15 protein-coding genes are annotated in these 21521 nt (G+C 67.7%); 8 read left to right on the top strand and 7 right to left on the bottom strand.

The window, feature by feature from the left end:
- Positions 1 to 22: 22 nt before the first annotated feature.
- The 7 genes from BP05_RS08815 to BP05_RS08785 form a co-directional block, all read right to left on the bottom strand.
- Positions 23 to 1045 (bottom strand): AAA family ATPase, encoded by a 1023-nt coding sequence (locus BP05_RS08815; protein WP_496362548.1) that lies wholly within the window; start codon positions 1043 to 1045, stop codon positions 23 to 25.
- A gap of 28 nt (positions 1046 to 1073) precedes the next feature.
- Entirely contained in the window at positions 1074 to 1778 is a 705-nt protein-coding gene (locus tag BP05_RS08810) for a DUF4159 domain-containing protein (protein ID WP_496362546.1), read from the bottom strand.
- Positions 1779 to 1839: 61 nt separating this feature from the next.
- Entirely contained in the window at positions 1840 to 3174 is a 1335-nt protein-coding gene (locus BP05_RS08805) for a TldD/PmbA family protein (RefSeq protein ID WP_496362544.1), read from the bottom strand.
- A gap of 17 nt (positions 3175 to 3191) precedes the next feature.
- Complete coding sequence (locus tag BP05_RS08800) at positions 3192 to 4823, bottom strand: TldD/PmbA family protein (protein ID WP_496362542.1); 1632 nt, start codon at positions 4821 to 4823, stop codon at positions 3192 to 3194.
- 240 nt (positions 4824 to 5063) lie between these two features.
- The gene (gene rluB / locus BP05_RS08795; protein ID WP_496362540.1) at positions 5064 to 6719 is read right to left on the bottom strand and encodes a 23S rRNA pseudouridine(2605) synthase RluB; all 1656 of its coding nucleotides are present in this window, start codon (positions 6717 to 6719) and stop codon (positions 5064 to 5066) included.
- Positions 6712 to 7644 (bottom strand): SMC-Scp complex subunit ScpB, encoded by a 933-nt coding sequence (gene scpB / locus BP05_RS08790; protein WP_496363126.1) that lies wholly within the window; start codon positions 7642 to 7644, stop codon positions 6712 to 6714. Before scpB ends, rluB begins: the two co-directional genes overlap by 8 nt.
- A 119-nt stretch (positions 7645 to 7763) precedes the next feature.
- Positions 7764 to 8708, bottom strand: coding sequence for a segregation and condensation protein A (locus tag BP05_RS08785; RefSeq protein ID WP_496362532.1), 945 nt, complete (start codon positions 8706 to 8708; stop codon positions 7764 to 7766).
- Positions 8709 to 9122: 414 nt separating this feature from the next.
- On the opposite strand from BP05_RS08785, the gene BP05_RS08780 reads away from it, so the two are divergent.
- From BP05_RS08780 to gyrA, 8 genes are all read left to right on the top strand, one after another.
- Positions 9123 to 9422, top strand: a complete 300-nt coding sequence (locus BP05_RS08780; RefSeq protein ID WP_496362530.1) for a YciI family protein — start codon at positions 9123 to 9125, stop codon at positions 9420 to 9422.
- A 74-nt stretch (positions 9423 to 9496) separates the two neighbouring features.
- Positions 9497 to 9727 carry a BolA family protein gene (locus tag BP05_RS08775; protein WP_496363124.1) on the top strand — a complete coding sequence of 77 codons (231 nt, stop codon included), beginning with the start codon at positions 9497 to 9499 and terminating at the stop codon, positions 9725 to 9727.
- 282 nt (positions 9728 to 10009) lie between these two features.
- Entirely contained in the window at positions 10010 to 13513 is a 3504-nt protein-coding gene (gene smc / locus BP05_RS08770) for a chromosome segregation protein SMC (RefSeq protein ID WP_496362528.1), read from the top strand.
- 31 nt (positions 13514 to 13544) lie between these two features.
- Entirely contained in the window at positions 13545 to 14288 is a 744-nt protein-coding gene (gene zipA, locus BP05_RS08765) for a cell division protein ZipA (protein WP_496362526.1), read from the top strand.
- Positions 14289 to 14405: 117 nt separating this feature from the next.
- The gene (ligA, locus tag BP05_RS08760) at positions 14406 to 16499 is read left to right on the top strand and encodes an NAD-dependent DNA ligase LigA (protein WP_496362524.1); all 2094 of its coding nucleotides are present in this window, start codon (positions 14406 to 14408) and stop codon (positions 16497 to 16499) included.
- Positions 16499 to 17473 carry an EF-P lysine aminoacylase EpmA gene (gene epmA / locus BP05_RS08755; protein WP_496363122.1) on the top strand — a complete coding sequence of 325 codons (975 nt, stop codon included), beginning with the start codon at positions 16499 to 16501 and terminating at the stop codon, positions 17471 to 17473. The genes ligA and epmA overlap by 1 nt, the downstream gene beginning before the upstream one ends.
- A gap of 27 nt (positions 17474 to 17500) precedes the next feature.
- Complete coding sequence (gene mtnA, locus BP05_RS08750) at positions 17501 to 18559, top strand: S-methyl-5-thioribose-1-phosphate isomerase (RefSeq protein ID WP_496362522.1); 1059 nt, start codon at positions 17501 to 17503, stop codon at positions 18557 to 18559.
- 247 nt (positions 18560 to 18806) lie between these two features.
- Positions 18807 to 21482 carry a DNA gyrase subunit A gene (gyrA, locus tag BP05_RS08745; RefSeq protein ID WP_496362520.1) on the top strand — a complete coding sequence of 892 codons (2676 nt, stop codon included), beginning with the start codon at positions 18807 to 18809 and terminating at the stop codon, positions 21480 to 21482.
- Positions 21483 to 21521 lie beyond the last annotated feature (39 nt).

Raw genomic sequence — 21521 nt, 5'->3', positions numbered from 1 at the left:
GCTCGGCAGCGCTACGGCGCCGTCAGGCGCCGAACGGAACGCTGCGCAGCAGGGCGGCGACCACGTCGTCGGTGCTCTTCTGCTCCGCTTCGGCCGCGAACGACAGCAGGATGCGATGGCGCAGCACCGGTGCGGCGAGCGCCATCACGTCCTCGCGCGTGGCGGCGAGGCGGCCGTGGAGCAGAGCGCGCGCCTTCGACGCGAGGACCAGCGACTGGCCCGCGCGCGGGCCGGCGCCCCATTTCACCCACTGGCGGATGTCCGCGGGCGCATCCGGGCCCGGACGCGTGGCGCGCACCAGCCGCGTGATCCATGCAAGCAGGTCGTCGCCGAGATGGATGTGGCGCACCAGCACCTGCAGGTCGAGGATGTCGCCGCCCGACATCACCCGCGGCACGTCGGCGCTGCGGGTGCCGGTGGTCTGCGTGATGATGCTGCGTTCCTCGGCTTCGTCCGGATAGTCGACGCGCACGTGCAGCAGGAAGCGGTCGAGCTGCGCTTCCGGCAGCGGATAGGTGCCGGCCTGTTCGATCGGATTCTGGGTGGCGAGCACGAAGAACGGCGCGGGCAGGGTATGGGTGACGCCGGCGTAACTCACCGTGCGCTCCTGCATCGCCTCGAGCAGCGCGGCCTGGGTCTTCGGCGGCGTGCGGTTGAGTTCGTCGGCGAGCAGCAGGTTGGTGAAGATCGGACCGGGCTGGAATTTGAACAGCCGCCGGCCGGTGCCGTGGTCCTCCTCCAGGATCTCGGTGCCGAGGATGTCGCTGGGCATCAGGTCGGGCGTGAACTGCACGCGGCGGAACTGCAGGTCCAGTGCCTGCCCGAGCGAGCGCACCAGCAGGGTCTTGCCCAGCCCGGGCACGCCTTCGAGCAGGCAGTGGCCACCGGCGAGCAGGCCGATGAGCAACTGCTCGACCACCGCTTCCTGGCCGACGATGGCCTGCGCGATCGCCTGGCGCAGCGTGGTGATCTGCGCGAGGCGGGCGCTGATCGCGGCTTCGGTGATGTCCGTCGCGCGTGGCGTGTGGGAGTTGTCGGCGCTCATGTCGGCGGTATTCGCAGTGGAAGGTGGGTCAGGCGGTGAGGGCGTAGATCGCGATGTTCACCGCGAACTTGGTGTTGTCTTCGGCCAGGAAGCGCTTGTTGCGCCAGTCGTAGTCCCACTCGCAACCGTAGTCCTTGTTGCTGTAGAGCACGCCCAGGCGGCCGTCGATCTCGATGCCCTTGAGGTATTCGTGGACGATGTCGTCGCCCCAGCCGTTGAGCTCCAGCGCGGTCGGCGGCGGGCCGTCGAACTTGAAGAAGCTGCGGTACAGCGCATGGTTGTTGGGCAGCTTGCGCAGCGCCGCGTCGCCGAAGATCGAGGCCATCTGCGCCTCGAACGAGCGCGCGAACATCCCGTCGATGTCGTGGTTGCAGTCGTCGACGAAAACGAAGCCGCCATTGCGCACGTAGCGTTCGAAGTTGCGGCGTTCGGCGGGATTGAACTCGACCAGCTTGTGGCCGGCGAGGTAGCAGAACGGCGCGGCGAAGATCTTCGGATCCGACAGCGCGACCACGTGTTCCTTGGGATCCACGCGCAGGTTGGTGTAGTCGATCAGCGCGGTGACCATGTTCGAGGGCATGCGCTGGTCGACGTCCCAGTCGCCCGATTCGTACTTGAGGCGGGTGAACCAGAAATCGTAGGCCCCAGCCGCGCGCGCGGGGCGGGGCACTTGCGCCAGGACGGCGCCGGCGACGCCGCCGGCGAGGAGCCTGAGGAACGCGGCCCGGTTCATGGCCGCGTCCAGGGGCGCGGGGACGCCGGATGCGACGTGACGTCCCCGCGTACTGCCATCGTCACACCGCGTCGGACAGCGAGGTGAAGGTGAAGTCGCGCAGCTTCATCGGCGGGATCATCATCACGAACGGCGATTCGTCGTCGCCCACGCGCACCGGCTTGCCCAGCTCTTCGATGTTGTTGAGCATGATCACCGGGGATTCGTTGAAGCGCATGTTCTTGATCGGATGCTTGATCTCGCCGTTCTCGATGTAGAACGTGCCGTCGCGGGTGAGGCCGGTGAGCAGCACGGTTTGCGGATCGACCATGCGGATGTACCAGGTGCGCGTGACCAGGATGCCCTTCTCGGTGCCGCGGATCAGGTCGGCCGTCGACTTGTCGCCGCCCGCCATGATCAGGTTGCCCGGCTGGCCAACGGCGCGCTTGCCCTTCTGCTGCGCCCAGTAGCGCGAGTACTGCAGGTAGGACACCTTGCCGTCCTGGATGATCGGCGTCTTCTCGCGCGGCAGGCCGTCCTCGTCCCACGGATAGACCGCGGCGTCGGCATCCCACGGATCGGCCCAGATGTTGACGCGCTTGTCGTAGACCTGCTCGCCGAGCTTGTTGCCGCCACCCTTCTTGGCGAGGAAGCTGCGGCCCTCGTCGGCCTGGCGCGCGTCGAACGAGAACATCATGAAGGAGATCAGCCCCGCGGACGCCGCCGGTTCGAGGATCACCGTGTACTTGCCGGGCTCCAGCGCCTTGGCCTCGGCCGAGTCCTTGGCCTTGCGGATCGCGGTGCGGATCTCGCGGCTGGCGTCGAAGCGTTCGACGTCGCGCAGGTTGCGGGCGACCCAGCCCGAGCCGCGGCCGTCGTCGGTGCGCACGGTGCAGGTGTAGTCGACGCCGGTCGCCTTCTGGTAGCAGAAGTTGCCGTTGCTGTTGGCGGAGGCGAAGAAGTTGACGTTGTCGCTGAGGAAGCCGGCCGCGACCAGCTTGTCGGCCTTGCACGGCGCGATCGAGTCGGCCGCGACCTTGGCCCGGTACTCCGGCGTGATGCCGGCGGTGCCTTCGCCAAAGGTCGGCGTGGGCTTGTAGGTCTGCTTCGGGATGGCCGGCATGAATTCCGGGTTCTCCGGGGCGAGGCGCGCGAGGTCCTCGGCGCGGCGCACCACGCGTTCGAGCGAGGCGTCATCGAACGAATTGATCGTCGCGACGCCCACGCGCTTGCCGAACGCGACCTGGACCGCCAGGTCGACGTTGTCGACGATGCCGCTGGTGGTGACGTTGTTGAGGGCGAAACGCACGTTGCCGTTGGTCGAGCCGGTCAGCGTGGCGGTGCACTCGTCGGCCTTGGACAGCTTGACGACCTTCTCGAGGATGGCCTTGGCTTCGGCTTCGGTGAAGATGCTCATCGGGTTCTCCTGGTCGATCAGCCGAGCGAACGGGCCGTGTTGATGACGTTGATGCCGTTGAAGCGGGCCGTGGCCGAGCCATGCGACACCGCCGACACCTGGCCGGGCTGGCCCTTGCCGTCGAAGAACGAACCGCCGAGGCGGTAGTCGCTTTCGTCGCAGACCGCCGCACAGGCATTCCAGAATTCAGGCGTGCGGATCTGGTAGGCGACGTCCTCGATCTGCTGGGTGATCTTGCCGTCCTTGATCTCGTAGAAGAGCTGGCCGCCGAACTGCGCGTTGTAGCGCTGCTGGTCGATCGAGAACGAACCGTCGCCGACGATGTAGATGCCGTTTTCCACGTCCTTGATCATGTCGGCGACGCTGAGCTTGTTCTTGCCCGGGGCGAGGGAGACGTTGGCCATGCGCTGGAACTGCACGCTCGACCACGAGTCGGCGTAGCAGCAGCCGTCGGATTCGGTCTTGCCCAGGATGTGGGCCTGGTCGCGGATGGCCTGGTAGTCGACCAGGGTGCCGTCCTTGATCAGGTCCCAACGCTTGGTCTTGACGCCTTCGTCGTCGTAGCCGACCGCGCCGAGGCTGCCCGGCTGCACCTTGTCGGCGAAGATGTTGACCTTGTCGCTGCCGTACTTGAACTTGTCCTTGACCTTGTCGAGGGTCGCGAAGCTGGTCCCGGCGTAGTTCGCCTCGTAGCCGAGCACGCGATCGAGTTCCAGCGGATGGCCGATCGACTCGTGGATCGTGAGCCAGGTGTGCGACGGGTCGAGCACCAGGTCGTACTTGCCCGGCTTGACCGAAGGTGCCTTGAGCTTGGCGCGCGCCTGCTTGGCGGCGGCGACGATGTCCTCGCGCAGATCGTAGGACTTGCCGTAGTTGACCACGCCGTTGGGCGAGACGAACTTCTGCGAGGGATCGGCATCGAGGTATTCGAAGCCCATGCCCATCGGCGAGGACAGTTCCGAGCGGGTGCGGAACTTGCCGCTCTCCTTGTCGATGGCCGTGACGGTGAACGGCGCCCAGATGCGGTGCACGTCCTGGTCGATGTAGGAGCCGTCGGTCGATGCGAAGTACTTCTGCTCGTTGACGAGGAACAGCATCGAATTGACGAAATCGGCGCCGGCCTTGGTCGCGTCGGCGTTGGCGCCGAGCAGCAGGTCGACTTTCTCCTTGAGCGGAACCGCCATCGAGTTCTTCCTGATCGGCGTCTTCCACGACACTTCGCCGACGCCCGGGGCCTTGGCCAGGCGCACTGGCTCGGTGCGCGTGCGCGCATTGGCCTTGGCGATCGCGGCCGCCTGTTGCGCGGCCTTGACCACGCTCTTGGGCGAGAGGTCGTTGGTGGCGGCGAAGCCCCAGGAGCCGTTGGCGATCACGCGGATGCCGACACCGGTGGATTCGGTGTTGACGACGTTCTGGACCTTGTTCTCGCGCGTGATGACGAACTGGCGCAGGTAACGGCCCACGCGTACATCGCAGTAGCTGGCGCCGGCGTCGCGCGCCGCCTGCATGGCGGCATCGGAGATCGACTTCTTCATGCCCACGTCGAGGCTGCTGAGGAGGTCTTCGGCGGCGATGGCATTGCCGTAGAACGGAAGCGACAGGCTTGCGAGGCCGAAGCCCGAAGCCTTGAGGAAATCACGTCTTTGCATCGCGATGCTCCGCTGTTGTGGGCCCGATGGCGTCATGCCGGCGGGCGCGCAGAAAGAAGGGTGCTGCGCGACTTTGCTGGCCGCTGCGCAAATGCGTCAAGGGTGACTAATGGGCTATCGCGTCAGCGGTGAGCACGAAGCAGCTATTGCTGCAAACGAATACGTGACTGCTCGCAGGAAAAAGCGAAGGGCGCCATCGGCGCCCTTCGTAGCGAACACTATCGACGTCGCCGTCGGCCATCAGCCGCCGGAATGACGACCGCCGCCAGGACGTCCGCCGCCCCGCGGACCGCCGGGACGCGGACCGCTCGGACGCGGGCCACCGGGACCGCGATTGCCGCCCGGGCGATTGCCGCCGGGAGCGCCAGCGGGTCGACCGCCTGCAGGACGCGGACCACCGGGGCGTCCGCCCGGACGCGGTCCGCGCGGCTTGTCGCCGTACGGGTTGAACGCGCCGGGGTTGGCGTGATCGGACGGGAAGTTGGGGGCGTTGCCGGGATGGCCATAGGGCTTGGGCGCGCGGCCCTGTCCCTGGCCACCGCCGCCGGGGCCACGGCGTTCGCCGCCGTAACCACCGCGTCCGCCTTCACCCTGGCCCTGGCCGCCGAAGCCGCCCTCGCGACGCGGGCCGCGTTCGCCATAACCGCCGCCACCGCCGCCGGGACGGCCGCCGCCCTTGTTGCCATAGGGCTTCTTCGGGCCGCGGTTTTCCGGATTGCGGTGGCCGGACGGGCCGGTCTCCACGCCTTCGGGCACGTACCAGGTGCGGAAGGCCGCGGGGTTGCCTTCCGGCAGCGGCCTCGGGCCCTTTTCCTTGCGCTGCTTGAACGGCTTCTGCGATTGCTTGGCCGCCATCTCGCCGCTGACGGTGAGGCCGCCGTGCGGCTTCTTGCCGCCGCGGCCGCCGCGGCGGTCTTCGCGCACGTGGTCGAAGCGGCGCAGCTCGCGGCCTTCATCGGCGGTGTTGTGGCCGCCGACGTAACCGTGCGAGCGGCTCTTGCCGGTCAGGTCGATGGTCGACTTCGCCGCCTTGCGCTGGCCGATCACCGGCTGCAGGGTCAGGGCGGAGGGCGTGTCGCTGTCCAGGCCGAGTTCGTTGCGCAGCGCTTCGACCTTGTCGGACGCGAGTTCCTGCGACTGCCCGCGCAGCAGTTCGCGCGGCAGCGCGACCTTGCCGTAGCGCACGCGCTTGAGGCGGCTGACCTGGCAGCCCTGCGATTCCCACAGGCGGCGCACTTCGCGGTTGCGGCCTTCCTTCACCACGACGCGGAACCAGTCGTGCGAGTCGCTGCCGCCGATGCGTTCGATCTCGTCGAACTTGGCGGGGCCGTCCTCGAGCGCGACGCCGCGGGCGAGGCGGTCGACGAGGTTGTCGGGAACCACTTCCTGGCCTTCCGGTGCGCGCACGCGGCAGACGTATTCGCGCTCGACCTCGAACGACGGATGCATCAGCGCATTGGCGAGCTCGCCGTCGGTGGTAAGCAGGAGCAGGCCGGTGGTGTTGATGTCGAGGCGGCCGATCGCGATCCAGCGCGCGCCCTTGAGCATCGGCAGCGCCTCGAACACGGTCGGGCGGCCTTCGGGGTCTTCACGCGTGGTGACTTCGCCTTCGGGCTTGTTGTACATCAGCACGCGCGCGGGTTCGGTCAGCGCGGTGGCGACGAACGTCCTGCCGTCGATCTCGATCTTGTCGCCGCCGGTGACGCTCTGGCCGACCGTGGCGGTCTCGCCGTTGATCTTCACCAGGCCGTCGGCGATGCGCTGTTCCAGCGCGCGGCGCGACCCGAGGCCGGCCTGGGCGAGCACCTTGTGCAGGCGTTCTTCCAGCTTGGGGGCGTCGGCGGCTTCGGCGCCGGGACGCTTGAGGGTGAGCTTGCGGCTCTTTTCTTCAGTCATTTTTCTCTTGCTCCGACGATGCCTGCTCCGCATGGGAGGGTTCGGCGTCGTCATCGGTCATGGGAACGGTCGTCGTCTCGACGGCGTTGTCCGGCACGTCTTCGCTTTCGTCGTGCAGGCTTTCATCGTTCTCGTCTGCCGCGGACTCGCCCGTCGCGGCTTCGGGTTCGCCATCGCTGGCGGTGTCTTCATCTGCATCGGCGGCGTCGAAGCCCTCGATGCGGTCGTCTTCGGATTCGCTGGAGTCGAGGTCGTCGGCCTCATCGTCGTCGGCCGCGATGTCACCGGCGTCGTCGCCGTTCGCCGCATCGGCCTCGACCCCGGGGGCGCCCAGGCCGCCGGCTTCGATCGGCGTGGCATCCATCACGTTGTCGAACTGCAACTGCGGTTCCAGCTCGCCGATGTCCTTGAGCTCCGACAGCGGCGGCAGCTCGTCCAGACGCTTGAGGCCGAAGTAGTCGAGGAAGGCCTTGGTCGTGCCGAACAGCGCCGGCTTGCCGGGCACGTCGCGATGGCCGACGACGCGGATCCATTCGCGTTCTTCCAGCGCCTGGATGATGTTGCTGCTGACCGCGACGCCGCGTACCTGTTCGATCTCGCCGCGCGTGATCGGCTGGCGATAGGCGATCAGGGCGAGGGTTTCCAGCGTGGCGCGGGTGTACTTGGTCTTGCGCTCGGTCCACAGGCGCGACACCCAGGCATGCACGTCGGCCTTGACCTGGTACCGGAACCCGGAGGCCAGTTCGACCAGTTCGACGCCACGGTCGGCGCAGTCTTCGCGCAGGAATTCCAGCGCCTGTTCGACGCTGTCGTTCGGCGCGGGCTGGTCTTCCGGGAACAGGGCGTGCAGTTGCGCCAGCGTCAGCGGCTGGTTGGCCGCGAGCAGGGCGCCTTCGACGATGCGGTTGATGAGGTCTTGTTCCATCAGGTTTGGTTTGCGCTGGTTCGTTGGCTGGAGTTCGAAATCGGGAACCGCGGGGTCCATAAGGATTTCAGTCATTGCCATGGCTCATGGGTTCGTGGGGGCGAGCCGGCGGCGGTGCATCACGCGCGCGAGTCGTCGTTGGCCGCGGGTTCGTCGAACTCGCTGCTCAGCTCGATCTCCTCCCCGTCCTTCATCAGCGCCAGCGACTTCACGTAGATCGGCTGCAGCGGGCCTTCCTGGACGATTTCCACGAGCTGTTCCTTGGCCAGCGTGAGCAGGCCGAGGAAGGTCACCACCACGCCGAGCTTGCCTTCCTCGGCCGTGAACAGCGACTCGAAGCGGTGGAAGACGCCGTCCTTGAGCGACTCGAGCAGTTCGCCCATGCGCTGGCGGACGCTGAGGGCGTCGCGCTTGATCGCGTGCTGGGTGAACAGCTCGGCGCGCTTGAGCACGTCGTGCAGCGCCAGCAGCATTTCCTTGAGCTCGACCGGCGGCGGCAGCTTGACGCTGGCGCGGTCGGGCACGAAGGCGGCGGCCGGCGTGGTGTCGCGGTCCTGCCGGGGCAGGGCATCGATGTCCTCGGCGGCCTTCTTGAAGCGCTCGTATTCCTGCAGGCGGCGGACGAGTTCGGCGCGGGGATCGTCTTCCTCGCCTTCCTCGGTCGCCGCGCGCGGCAGGAGCATGCGCGACTTGATCTCGGCCAGCATCGCGGCCATCACCAGGTACTCGGCCGCCAGCTCGAAGCGCATCTCGTGCATCGTCTGGATGTACTCGACGTACTGGCGGGTGATCTCCGCGACCGGGATGTCGAGGATGTCCAGGTTTTGCCGGCGGATCAGGTACAGCAGCAGGTCCAGCGGGCCTTCGAAGGCCTCGAGGATGACCTCCAGGGCGTCCGGCGGGATGTACAGGTCCTGCGGGATCTGCAGCACCGGCTGGCCGAGCACCATCGCCAGCGGCATTTCCTGCTGCTGCGGACGATTGTTGCCGTTGTGGTTGTTCTGCGGCGCGGCGGGCGCGCTGCCACCACTATTTATGTCGCCGCTGTTTACGTCGTCGGTCATTCGGAGCCGGCCCCTCCGGGCCCTGGCATTGTCTACGGCATAGGCGGTGCAGGCAGCGGGCAAGCCCGGGTCTGCGAACACACGACCGCAAGGTGCTACGGACAGCAAAGGCGCAAGCTGCTGGAAAATTCGACCCCGGTGCCCGAATGGACTCCAGCCTGCGCGCCCGCTTGGGCGGGGGCGGTGAGGTGAAGTGGATTGCGGGCTCGGGCCGGTAGGGCGCAGCGACGCACGTCGATGTGCGTGTGCGACGGCGTGGGGAGGCCTGTCGCGACGGCCGCTGCTTCCGGCCTAGGTAGTTGTGCCAAGGGTACGGGGTGGGCATGGGCGTGTCCAGCCGGTTTTCGTGACGGAGCCGGGGCAAAAGCCCACGCGGCTACAATTCACGCTCCAGCGCACGGGAAGAACAACGGCATGTGGTACGTGATCGAAGGCCATGACGGCCCGGATGTCCTCTCCAGGCGGGTCGCCGCGCGCCCGTCGCACCTGGCCAGGCTCACTGCCCTGCGCGACGAGGGCCGCCTGATGCTGGCGGGGCCGTGCCCGGCCATCGATGCGGAGGATCCGGGTCCGGCCGGCTTCAGCGGCAGCCTGGTCGTCGCCGAATTCGGTTCACTGGAAGAGGCCCGCGCCTGGGCCGACGCGGATCCATACGTTGCTGCCGGCGTGTACGCCCGCGTCGACGTGCGCCCGTTCAAGCGGGTGCTGCCGTGACCGCTTCATCCGCTACCGGCCTGCCACGCGGGCAACGGGTGGATGCCATCCGTGCCGCGATCGAATCGGTGCTGATGCCGGTCTCGCTGGAGATCGAGGACGAAAGCCACAGGCACGCCGGTCATGCCGGTGCCCGTGACGGCCGCGGCCATTTCCGGGTCGACGTGGTGAGCGATGCCTTCGCGGGAATGACCCCGATCGCGCGGCATCGGGCCGTGTACGCCGCCGTCGGCGAGTTGATGACCACCGACATCCATGCTTTGGCCATCCGCGCCCGCACCCCGGCCGAGGCCCAGCGGGACTGATACGGCGGGAAGGCGGTCCACGGCATCGTGCGGGCGTCCGGCAGACGCGGGGCCCGCTGACGGCAGGCGATCCCCCGGTCGCATGGAGAGCGGGCGTTTCGTGTCCTGGAGGGGCCGCAAAGGCCACCGCTTGTGCGCCGCGGCAGCCGGTATACTCCCGGGAACCTTGCGCCTGAAGGCGCAAGACTGCCTAGTCGAATCAAAAGGTTAGGCACTACTTCTAACTGGCTTTGTCACTTAGCGGCGCTGCCTCCGGGGCAGCGTCAGGGGCTGTTCTGCCGCATGCGTCTTTCCACCATCAAGCTGTCCGGCTTCAAGTCCTTCGTCGATCCGACCACGCTGCACCTGCCGACCAACATGACCGGCGTCGTTGGTCCGAACGGCTGCGGCAAGTCCAACATCATCGATGCCGTGCGCTGGGTGATGGGCGAAAGCTCGGCCAGTCGCCTGCGCGGCGACTCGCTTACCGACGTGATCTTCGCCGGCTCCTCGGCGCGCAAGCCGGTGTCGCAGGCCCAGGTCGAGCTGATCTTCGACAACTCCGACCACACCATCACCGGCGAATTCGCCGCGTTCAATGAAATCTCGGTCAAGCGCGTGGTTTCCCGCGACGGCCAGAGCCAGTACTACCTCAACGGCGCCAAGTGCCGCCGCCGCGACATCACCGACCTGTTCCTCGGCACCGGCCTGGGTCCGCGCAGCTACTCGATCATCGAGCAGGGCATGATCTCGCAGGTCATCGAGGCCAAGCCGGAAGAACTGCGCGTCTACCTGGAAGAAGCCGCCGGCATCTCCAAGTACAAGGAGCGGCGCAAGGAAACCGAAACCCGCATCCGCCACACCCGCGAGAACCTGGACCGCCTCAAGGACCTGCGCGAGGAAGTGGGCAAGCAGCTCGAACACCTCAAGCGCCAGGCGCGCCAGGCCGAGCAGTACCAGGCCATCCAGGCCGAGCGCAAGGTGAAGGACGCCGAATGGAAGGCGCTCGAACACCGCGTGCTCGACCAGAAGCTGCAGACCCAGCGCGAGAAGCTCAGCCAGCAGGAAACCCGCCTGCAGCAGCTGATCGCGGAGCAGCGCGAGGCCGAGCGCCTGATCGAGACCGGCCGCGTCCGCCGCGAGGAAGCCGCCGAGCATCTCAACAAGGCCCAGGCCGCCAGCTACGAGGTCGGCGGCGCGCTCGCGCGCATCGAGCAGCAGATCCAGCACCAGCGCGAGATGTCCACGCGCCTGCAGCGCGCGCGCGACGAGGCCATGAGCCAGCTCGCCGAGATCGCCCAGCACATCGGCAGCGACCAGTCCAAGCTGGACGTGCTGCGCAGTGCCATCGAGGACGCCGAGCCGCGCCTGGAGCAGTTGCGCGAGGAAGACGTCGCCCGCCAGGAGGCACTGCGCGACGCCGAATCCAGGCTCAACGACTGGCAGCAGCGCTGGGATGCGCACACCCGCGCCCAGTCGGAAGCCGCGCGCGCCGCCGACGTCGAACGCACCCGCATCGAACACCTGGACCGGCAGTCGCTCGACGCCGACCGCCGTCGCGAAGCGCTGACCTCCGAGCGCACGGGCCTGGACCTCACCGCGCTGGCCGACGCCTTCGCCGGCATCCAGGAAACGCACGACGTCCAGAAGGCCTCGCTGGAGACGCTGACCAGCGAGCTGGAACAGCGCAAGCACAACCTCACCGAACTGCAGGACCAGCAGCGCGCCGCGCAGACCGAGCTCGCTGAAGTCCGCAAGCAGGCGCAGACCTCGCGTGGCCGCTTGTCGTCGCTGGAGACCCTGCAGCACGCCGCACTCGGCCAGGAGCAGGGCGCAGCGACCGAATGGTTGCGCCAGCGCGGCCTCGACAACGCCGCGCGCGTCGGCGAGAAGCTCGTGGTCGAGCAGGGCTGGGAAAACGCCGTCGAAAGCGCGCTGGGCCAGCTGATCGAAGGCGTGCTGGTCGAGGCGCCGGAAGCACTGGTCGATGCCATCGACGATCTCGGCGAAGGCCGACTCGCGCTGGTGGATCCGCACAACGACGCCATCGCCTTCGCACCGACGTCGCTGGCCTCGAAGGTCACTGGCCCGATCGCGATCCGCCGCATCCTTGCCAAGCTGCACACCGCGGAAACCCTGGCCGACGCCCGTGCGCTGCTGCCGCGCCTGGGCGAGGGCGAATCCATCATCACCCGCAACGGCGAGCGCCTCGGCGCCGGCTGGGTGCGGGTGCTGCGCTCCGGCGCGGCCAAGCAGGGCGCGCTGCTGCGCGAACGCGAGATCCAGGAGCTACGCGCGCAGATCGAGGAACTCCAGCACCGAGAGCACGAACTCGAGCGTGGCATCACCGCCTGGCGCGATCGCCTGCTCGCTGCCGAGCAGCAGCGCGAAGACGCGCAGCGCGCGCTGTACATGGCCCACCGCGGCGTGTCCGAGCTCGCCGGCCAGCTGCAGAGCCAGCAGGGCCGCCTCGACAGCGCCCGCAACCGCATCGAGAAGATCGACGCGGAACTTGCCCAGCTGGTCGCCACGCTGGAAGGTGCGCGCGAGCAGGCCACCGAAGCGCGCGCCCGCCAGGAAGAGGCGGTCATGCGCATGGCGGAGCTGGAAGATGCCCGCCTGCAGCTCGACGCTGAACGCCGCGCGCTGTTCGAGGCGCGCGAGCAGGCCCGCACCATGGCCCGCGAATCGCGCGACGCCGCGCAGGCCTTGCTGCTCAGTGTAGAAACGCAGCGCGCCCAGATCGCCGGCCTGATGCAGGCGCTGGACCGCATGGGCGGCCAGCGCGGCCAGCTCGACTCGCGCTTGGGTGAACTGGCCGAACAGCTTGCCGAAGGCGACGAGCCGGTGCACCACCTGGAAGAACAGCGGCAGGTCGCGCTCGAGCAGCGCGTCACCGTCGAGCAGAACCTCACCGCCGCGCGCACCGCGCTCGACGGCATCGATAACGAATTGCGCCAGTTCGAGCAGACCCGCCACGCCCGCGACGAGCAGGCCATCTCGCAGCGCGAAGCCATCGGCCAGCGCCGCCTGGAGCAGCAGGCACTGGTGCTGAAGGCCGAGACGCTCAGCGCCGCGATAGTCGAAGCCGGCTTCGTGATCGAGGACGTGGTCAACACGCTGCCCGACGACGCCGATCCCTCGGCGTGGGAAAAGGTGGTCACCGACCTCGACGGCAAACTGCGCCGCCTCGAGCCGGTCAACCTCGCCGCCATCGCCGAACATGCCGAGCAGGCGCAGCGCAAGGAATACCTCGACGCGCAGGACGCCGACCTCACCGCGGCGCTGGAGACGCTGGAAGAAGCCATCCGCAAGATCGACCGCGAGACCCGCGGCCGTTTCAAGGACACCTTCGACCGCGTCAACTCGGGCGTGCAGGAGCTGTACCCGCGCCTGTTCGGTGGCGGCCATGCCTACCTGGAACTCACCGGCGAAGACCTGCTCGACACCGGCGTCGCGATCATGGCGCGCCCGCCGGGCAAGCGTGTGTCGAATATCTCGCTGCTCTCCGGTGGCGAGAAGGCGATGACCGCCGTGGCGCTGGTATTCGCGATTTTCCGCCTCAATCCCGCGCCGTTCTGCCTCCTGGACGAAGTCGACGCACCGCTCGACGAAGCCAACGTCGGCCGTTTCACGGCGATGGTCAGCGAGATGAGCGAGCAGGTACAGTTCCTGTTCGTCACCCACAACAAGGCGACGATGGAAGCGGCGCAACAGCTTTCCGGCGTGACCATGCGCGAACCGGGCGTCAGCCGCCTGGTGTCCGTGGACCTCGCCGAAGCCACGCGCCTGGCCGGCGCCGCGTAAGAGCGCGAAGACAGAAGGGAGACCACGCACGATGTCCGACACGACCCTGCTGCGCATGGCCATCGCCATGGCCGGATTGATCCTGATCGGCGCGATCATCTTCTTCGGCAGGCCGCGCAAGCAGGAGCAGGGCAAGCGGGTGCCGCGGCCGAGCATTGCCGATGCGTTCGCACCCCGGATGGAGCCCACGCTGGGCGCTGCCGGCGACGAGGCGCCCGTCGACAACTACGACGAACGCGCGACCCAGCCGGAGCTCGGCCTGGACGCAGCCCCGGTAGCGCCGGCTGCCGCTTCCAACGACCTCGGAAAGCGCAAAGAGGAATCGTTCGAGAAGATCGTCACGCTGTACCTCGCGGCGCGCGCGGGCGCCAGGTTGCATGGTCCGGACATCGTCGTCGCCGCGGAGAAGGCGGGACTGACGTACGGCCACATGGGCGTGTTCCACCGCCTGATCGACAATCACTCCGAGCGCGGCCCGGTCTTCAGCGTCGCCAACATCATGAAGCCGGGCAGCTTCGACATGGCCAACATCCAGGCCATGGAAACGCCGGCCATCGCCTTCTTCCTGACCCTGCCCGCATCGGTGCCGGCCCTCGATGCATGGGAGACCATGCTGCCGACCGCGCAGCGCATGGCGGAGCTGCTCGATGGCGTGGTGCTGGACGAATCGCGCAACGCCTTGGGCCGCCAGCGCATCGCCCACATCCGCGACGAACTGCGTGCCTACGACCGCCAGCGCGAAGCGCCGCCGCTGACCAAGCCGGGACGCTGGTAACGCGCCACACGCGAATGTCCGGGGCGGAGTGTCCCGCTTGTCTTCGACGCGCGAAGCCTGCGGCGCGGGCACGGCACTACAATTGCGACATCGTCCGACCCTGAGCGCAGTCCGCACGTGACCCCACGCGCCTCCCATCCCGCCGATCGCATCGCCGACCTGCGCCAGCAGCTCGAAGACGCCAACTACCGCTACTACGTCCTCGACGATCCCAACATCCCGGACATCGAGTACGACCGCCTGCTGCGCGAGCTGCAGGCGCTGGAAGCCGTGCACCCGGAACTGGCCTCGCCCGATTCGCCAACCCAGCGCGTGGGCAATGCGCCCTCGGCGAAATTCGCCGAGGTTCGCCATGCGGTGCCGATGCTCTCGCTGGCCAACGCCTTCAGTCCGGAGGAAATCCACGAGTTCGTCGCGCGCATCGGCAAGGAAACCGGCGACTTCGAGCCGGTGTTTTCCGCGGAGCCCAAGCTCGACGGCCTGGCCATCAGCCTGCGCTATGAGGACGGCCGGTTCGTACGGGGAGCGACGCGCGGCGACGGCGCCACGGGCGAGGACGTGACCGCCAACCTGCGCACGGTGCGGGCGATTCCCTTGAAACTGCGCGGCAAGGCGCCCGCCGTGCTCGAGGTGCGCGGCGAGGTCTACATGCCGAAGGCGGCCTTCGAGCGCTACAACGAATGGGCGCGCGAAAACGGCGAGAAGACGCTGGCCAATCCGCGCAACGGCGCGGCCGGTTCGCTGCGCCAGCTCGATCCGCGTGTCACTGCGCAGCGTCCCCTGAGCTTCTTCGCGTACTCACTGGGGGAGGCGGAGGGATTGCAACTGCCGGCGACGCACTCGCAGACGCTGGCCCTGCTGCGCGACTTCGGCCTGCCGGTGTCCCCGCAGGTCACTACCGCGCGCGGCGCCGAAGGCCTGCTGGAATACTTCGGGCATATCGGCCAACAACGCGATGCCTTGCCGTACGACATCGATGGCGTCGTCTACAAGCTCGACCGTTACGACCAGCAGCGCGCGATGGGTTTCGTGTCGCGCGCGCCGCGCTGGGCGATCGCGCACAAGTATCCGGCGCAGGAGGAGGCCACCACGGTCGAATCGATCGAAGTCAGCGTCGGCCGCACCGGCGCGGTGACGCCGTTTGCCGTGTTCACCCCCACGCACGTGGGCGGCGTAGTCGTCACCAAGGCGACGCTGCACAACGCCGACCAGGTGGCGCGCCTGGACGTGCGCCAGGGCGACGTGGTCATCATCCGCCGCGCCGGCGACGTGATCCCGGAAGTCGTGCGCGTCATCGAGGAGCGCCGCCCGACCGATGCCAAAGGCAGGCCGATGCACGCGCCGTTCGTGATGCCGACGCACTGTCCCGCCTGTGGTTCGGCGGTCGAGCGCGAGGAGGGTGAGGTCGTGGCCCGCTGCACCGGCGGCCTGTACTGCCCGGCCCAGCGGGTGCAGGCGCTGTTTCATTTCGCCTCGCGCCGGGCAATGGACATCGAAGGACTCGGCGAGCAGTTCATCGCCGCCCTGGTTGAGTTCGAGTACGTCCATACCGTCGCCGATCTCTACAGGCTGACCCTGGATGACTTCCTGGAAATGAAGCGCCGCGCCGACGCCGCGGCCGGAGCAACGCCAGCAACGGTGAAGTCGGGCAAGATCGCCACGCGCTGGGCGGAGAATCTGATCGCCGCCATCGACGCCAGTCGCGGCACCACGCTGGAGCGCCTGCTGTATGCGCTGGGCATCCGTGATGTCGGCGAATCCACGGCGAAAACGCTGGCCAAGCACTTCGGTGCGCTCGACCCGATCATGGCCGCCGATGTCGACACGCTCAAAACCGTGCCGGACATCGGCCCGATCGTGGCGTCGCGGATCGCGCACTTCTTCGCCGAGCCGCACAACCGCGAGGTGATCGGCGCGCTGCGCGCCAATGGCGTGCATTGGATGGAGGGGGCCCCGCAACGCGCCAGCGAGGGGCCGCTGTCCGGGCAGACCGTCGTCCTGACCGGCGGACTCGCCGCGATGTCGCGCGATGAGGCCGGCGCCAAGCTGGAAGCCCTCGGCGCCAAGGTCTCGGGCAGCGTGTCGAAGAAGACCTCGTTCGTCGTCGCCGGTGAGGCGGCCGGTTCCAAGCTGGCCAAGGCGCAGGAATTGGGTGTCGAGATCTGGGATGAAGCGAAGCTGTTGGCCTTCCTTACCGGGCACGGACAGTGATCCCGGACTGGCAACCGTCGGCGAGCTTCGACGCGCTACGGCTGCGCGCGCGGCTCAATGGTGCCATCCGCGCGTTCTTCGCCGAGCGTGGCGTGGTCGAAGTGGAAACGCCGGTGCTCTCGCGCGCCGGCAACACCGATCCGAACATTGCTTCGTTCTCGCTGGAGTTCAGCGGACGTACCGATGGTGCGCCGCGCACGCGCTGGTTGCGTACCTCGCCCGAGTATCCGCTCAAGCGGCTGCTCGCCGCGGGTTTTGGCGACTGTTACGAACTGGGGCGCGTGTTCCGCGATGGCGAAGCCGGCGGCCGCCACAACCCCGAATTCACCATGCTGGAGTGGTACCGGACGGGCTGGGACCATCGCCGGCTTATCCGCGAAACCGCGGAACTGGTGAATGCCGCGCTCGCACTGTTCGGGCGTTCCGCGCAGCTGGTTGAAGTGGGTTACCACGAGCTGTACCGGCAGCAGCTGGGCATCGATCCGGCGAGCGCGAGTGAAGCGCAACTGCGCGCGGCCCTTGGCGACGTCGTGATCGATCCGACCGGCCTGACGCGCGACGACTGGCTGGACTTGTTGATGACCCATCGCCTGCAGCCTGCGTTTCCGGCCGACCAGCTGCTCGCCCTCTACGACTATCCCGCTTCGCAGTGTGCGCTCGCTCGCATCCGCGAGAACGGTGATCTCCCGGTCGCCGAGCGTTTCGAGCTGTACCTGGGGCCGCTGGAACTTGCCAACGGCTACCACGAGCTGGCGGATGCAGGAGAGCAGGGCGCCCGCTTCGACACCGATCTGCAGCGCCGCAAGGAGCGCGGCGACATTACGCCACCGCGGGACGAATGCCTGCTGGCGGCGCTGGCGGCGGGTTTCCCGGCCTGTGCCGGCGTCGCCATGGGCGTGGATCGGCTGGTGATGGCGATGCTCGGCACGCCGCGGATCGCCGACGTGCTGGCCTTCGACTTCGCCCGGGCCTAGGTCGTCGGGGCGGACTACAATCCGCGTATGAACGACACCTTCGATTTCGACCGCTACGACCGCATCCGTCCCATCCGCTGGACCGGCGATGCCCTGGAACTGCTCGACCAGCGCAAGCTGCCGTTCGAGGTCGAATACGTGCGCTGCAACACCAGCGACGACGTGGCGGCAGCGATCCATTCGCTGACCGTGCGTGGCGCGCCGGCCATCGGAATTGCGGCTGCCTGGGGCGTGGTGCTCGCGGGCAAGGAGGTCGAAGCGGCCGACGGCGCCGAAGCCGCGCGCAAGCTCGAGCCGCCGATGCAGCGTCTCAATGACGCGCGCCCGACCGCGGTCAACCTCGCTTGGGCGCTGGCGCGCATGCGCCGGGCGCTCGGCGCCGCCGGGCCTGACTGGCGCGACGTGATCGTGCGCGAGGCGCAGGCGATTGCCGATGAGGACCTCGCCGCCAATCGCCGCATGGGCGCGCTCGGCGCGGCGCTGATCGCACCGGAGAGCGGCGTGCTGACCCACTGCAATACCGGTTCGCTCGCGACCGCCGGCTTCGGCACTGCACTGGGGGTGATCCGTGCCGGCGTGGCGCAGGGTCGCATCGACAAGGTTTTCGCCGGTGAGACCCGGCCGTGGCTGCAGGGCGCACGCCTGACCGTGTGGGAACTGCAGCAGGACGGCATCCAGCCGACCCTGATCGCCGACTCGGCCGCGTCGCACCTGATGAAGACCGGCGCCGTGCAATGGGTGGTAGTGGGCGCCGACCGCATCTGTGCCAATGGCGACACCGCCAACAAGATCGGCACCTACCAGCTGGCGATCGCCGCCCGCCATCACGGCGTGAAGTTCATGGTTGCCGCGCCGTCCTCCACGGTCGACATGGAAACACCCAACGGCGCCGCCATCCACATCGAGGAGCGAGACCCGGGCGAGATGTTCGCCATCGGGGGCGTGCGTACCGCGGCGCCCGACATCGGCGCGTGGAACCCGGTGTTCGACGTCACGCCGCATGAACTGATCGACGCGATCGTGACCGAGAAGGGCGTGATCGAGCGGCCGGACGAGGCTGCAATGAAGCTCGCGTTCGGCCCCTGAAGCGCCGGCTGGGCCCGACGCCGTGGCAGGCCGTCTTGCCCGCTTTTGGCCGGGGGTTACAAGAAGCACCCAAAAAGCCCCGTAAGTGCTTGTTTCAGTATGGGAATCGGGGTGCTTTACGCCCCCGTTTCGTGGTACGATTTCACGTCTTTTGAAGCCGCCCTGAGCGAGCCGCAAAGCACGCCCGCTCGGGCATGCCTTTGCCCCGCCTCCGGGCCCGATGCGAACGCACAGAAACGGAACCCGAATGGCAGAACTCGCCAAGGAAATCATCCCGGTCAACCTCGAAGACGAGATGCGCCGCAGCTACCTCGATTACGCCATGAGCGTGATCGTGGGACGCGCGCTGCCGGATGTCCGCGATGGCCTGAAGCCCGTGCATCGCCGCGTGCTGTATGCGATGAACGAGCTTGGTGCCCACAGCAACAAGCCGTACTACAAGTCGGCGCGCATCGTCGGTGACGTCATCGGTAAGTACCACCCGCACGGCGACACCGCGGTGTACGACACCCTGGTGCGCATGGCGCAGCCGTTCTCGCTGCGCTACATGCTGGTCGACGGGCAGGGCAACTTCGGTTCGATCGACGGCGACTCCGCCGCGGCGATGCGTTACACCGAAGCACGCATGTCGCGCCTCTCGCACGAACTGATGGCGGACATCGACAAGGAAACCGTCGACTTCCAGCCCAACTACGACGAAAAGGAACTCGAACCCACGGTCATGCCGACCCGGGTGCCGAACCTGCTCGTCAACGGCTCCGCCGGCATCGCGGTCGGCATGGCGACCAACATCCCGCCGCACAATTTGGGCGAAGTGGTGGATGCCACGATCGCGCTGATCGACGATCCCGCGATCGACATCGACGGCCTGATGCACTACATCCCCGGCCCGGACTTCCCGACCGCGGGCATCATCAACGGCGTCGGCGGCATCCAGCTCGCCTACCGCACCGGCCGTGGCCGCGTGCGCATGCGCGCCAAGGCCGAGATCGAAGTGAACGAGGACACCGGCCGCGAAGCCATCGCGGTGACCGAGATCCCGTACATGGTCAACAAGGCGCGGCTGATCGAGAAGATCGCCGAGCTGGTCAAGGAAAAGAAGCTCGAGGGCATCAGCGAGCTGCGCGATGAGTCCGACAAGGACGGCATGCGCATCTACATCGAGGTCAAGCGCGGCGAATCGGCCGAAGTGGTGCTCAACAACCTCTATCAGCAGACGCAGATGGAGTCGGTGTTCGGCATCAACATGGTGGCGCTGGTCGATGGCCGCCCGCAGCTGCTGAATCTCAAGCAGATCCTCGAAGCCTTCGTGCGCCACCGCCGCGAAGTCGTCACCCGCCGCACCATCTTCGAACTGCGCAAGGCACGCGCCCGCGCGCACATCCTGGAAGGCCTGACGGTGGCGCTCGCGAACATCGACGAGATGATCGAGCTGATCAAGACCTCGGCGAACCCGAACGAAGCGCGCGACCGCATGCTCGCGCGCACCTGGGAGCCGGGCCTGGTCGCCTCGCTGCTCGCGGCGACCGGGGCCGACGCGTCGCGTCCGGAAGACCTGCCGCAGGGCGTGGGCCTGATCGACGGTCGCTACCAGCTCACCGAGACCCAGGCCCAGCAGATCCTGGAAATGCGCCTGCACCGCCTGACCGGTCTGGAGCAGGACAAGCTCACCGACGAATACAAGGAACTGCTCAAGACCATCGCCGGCCTGATCGAGATCCTCGAGAACCCGGCCGTGCTGCTCGAGGTCATCCGCACCGAGCTGCGCAACCTCAAGGAAGAATTCAACGACGCCCGTCGTTCCGAAATCCGCGCCAGCGAAGAGGACCTCGACATCCTCGACCTGATCGCGCCGGAAGACGTGGTCGTGACGCTGTCGCACTCCGGTTACGCCAAGCGCCAGCCGGTCAGCGCCTACCGCGCGCAGAAGCGCGGCGGCAGGGGCCGCAGCGCCGCGTCGACCAAGGACGAGGATTTCATCGACAAGCTGTGGCTGGTCAACACGCATGACACCCTGCTGACCTTCACCAGCGCCGGCCGGGTGTTCTGGTTGTCCGTGCACCAGCTGCCGGATGCCGGCCCGAACGCGCGCGGCCGCCCGATCATCAACTGGATCCCGCTGGAAGCCGGCGAACAGGTCCAGGCGGTGGTGCCGGTGCGCGAGTACGCGGAAGGCAAGTTCGTCTTCTTCGCCACCCGCAACGGCACGGTCAAGAAGACCCCGCTCACCGAGTTCGCCTTCCGCCTGCAGAAGGGCAAGATCGCGATCAACCTCGACGAGGGCGACGCGCTGGTCAACGCCGAGCTGACCGACGGCAGCCGCGACATCATGCTGTTCGCCAGCAATGGCAAGGCCGTGCGCTTCGCCGAAAGCGAAGTCCGCTCGATGGGTCGTACCGCCACCGGCGTGCGCGGCATCCGCCTGGCGGCGGGTGACGTCGAGGGCGATGGCGAAGGCGAGGGTGGCGAGGAAACGGTGGCCACCGGCGGTGCCAAGGTCGTCAGCCTGATCGTGATCGACGGCGACGGCGACATCCTGACCGCCAGCGAACGCGGCTACGGCAAGCGCACCCCGGTCGCGGAGTACCCGCGCAAGGGCCGTGGCACCCAGGGCGTGATCGCGCTCAAGACCACCGAACGCAACGGTTGCCTGGTCGGCGCGGTGCAGCTGTCCGACCACCACGAGGTGCTGCTGATTTCCGACGGCGGCACCCTGGTACGGACCCGTGCCGCGGAAATCTCCCAGGTCAGCCGCAATACCCAGGGCGTCACCCTGATGCGCCTGGCGGCGGACGAATCGCTGCAGGCGATCGAACGCCTGGATGCATCGCTGGACGACGAGGGCGACGGCGACGTCGAGGCGGTCCACGGCGTGGCGCCGGTGGCTTCGATCGAGGCGCTTCCGTCGGAATCGGCGGACTGATTCCTCGCTCTTCCAGCCAAAGTGAAACGCCGCCTCCGG

The organism is Lysobacter oryzae DSM 21044 (assembly GCF_059568595.1).
This window is presented reverse-complemented; position numbering and strand designations above follow the sequence as displayed.

Excerpts from the sequence above, each read along its gene's own strand:
- BP05_RS08800 (WP_496362542.1), bottom strand. The coding sequence starts at position 4,823 with ATGCAAAGACGTGATTTCCTCAAGGCTTCGGGCTTCGGCCTCGCAAGC.
- zipA (WP_496362526.1), top strand. The coding sequence starts at position 13,545 with ATGTCCGACACGACCCTGCTGCGCATGGCCATCGCCATGGCCGGATTG.
- BP05_RS08785 (WP_496362532.1), bottom strand. The coding sequence starts at position 8,708 with ATGACCGACGACGTAAACAGCGGCGACATAAATAGTGGTGGCAGCGCG.
- BP05_RS08805 (WP_496362544.1), bottom strand. The coding sequence starts at position 3,174 with ATGAGCATCTTCACCGAAGCCGAAGCCAAGGCCATCCTCGAGAAGGTC.
- BP05_RS08780 (WP_496362530.1), top strand. The coding sequence starts at position 9,123 with ATGTGGTACGTGATCGAAGGCCATGACGGCCCGGATGTCCTCTCCAGG.
- BP05_RS08815 (WP_496362548.1), bottom strand. The coding sequence starts at position 1,045 with ATGAGCGCCGACAACTCCCACACGCCACGCGCGACGGACATCACCGAA.
- BP05_RS08810 (WP_496362546.1), bottom strand. The coding sequence starts at position 1,778 with ATGAACCGGGCCGCGTTCCTCAGGCTCCTCGCCGGCGGCGTCGCCGGC.
- scpB (WP_496363126.1), bottom strand. The coding sequence starts at position 7,644 with ATGGAACAAGACCTCATCAACCGCATCGTCGAAGGCGCCCTGCTCGCG.
- smc (WP_496362528.1), top strand. The coding sequence starts at position 10,010 with ATGCGTCTTTCCACCATCAAGCTGTCCGGCTTCAAGTCCTTCGTCGAT.
- BP05_RS08775 (WP_496363124.1), top strand. The coding sequence starts at position 9,497 with ATGCCGGTCTCGCTGGAGATCGAGGACGAAAGCCACAGGCACGCCGGT.
- rluB (WP_496362540.1), bottom strand. The coding sequence starts at position 6,719 with ATGACTGAAGAAAAGAGCCGCAAGCTCACCCTCAAGCGTCCCGGCGCC.
- mtnA (WP_496362522.1), top strand. The coding sequence starts at position 17,501 with ATGAACGACACCTTCGATTTCGACCGCTACGACCGCATCCGTCCCATC.
- gyrA (WP_496362520.1), top strand. The coding sequence starts at position 18,807 with ATGGCAGAACTCGCCAAGGAAATCATCCCGGTCAACCTCGAAGACGAG.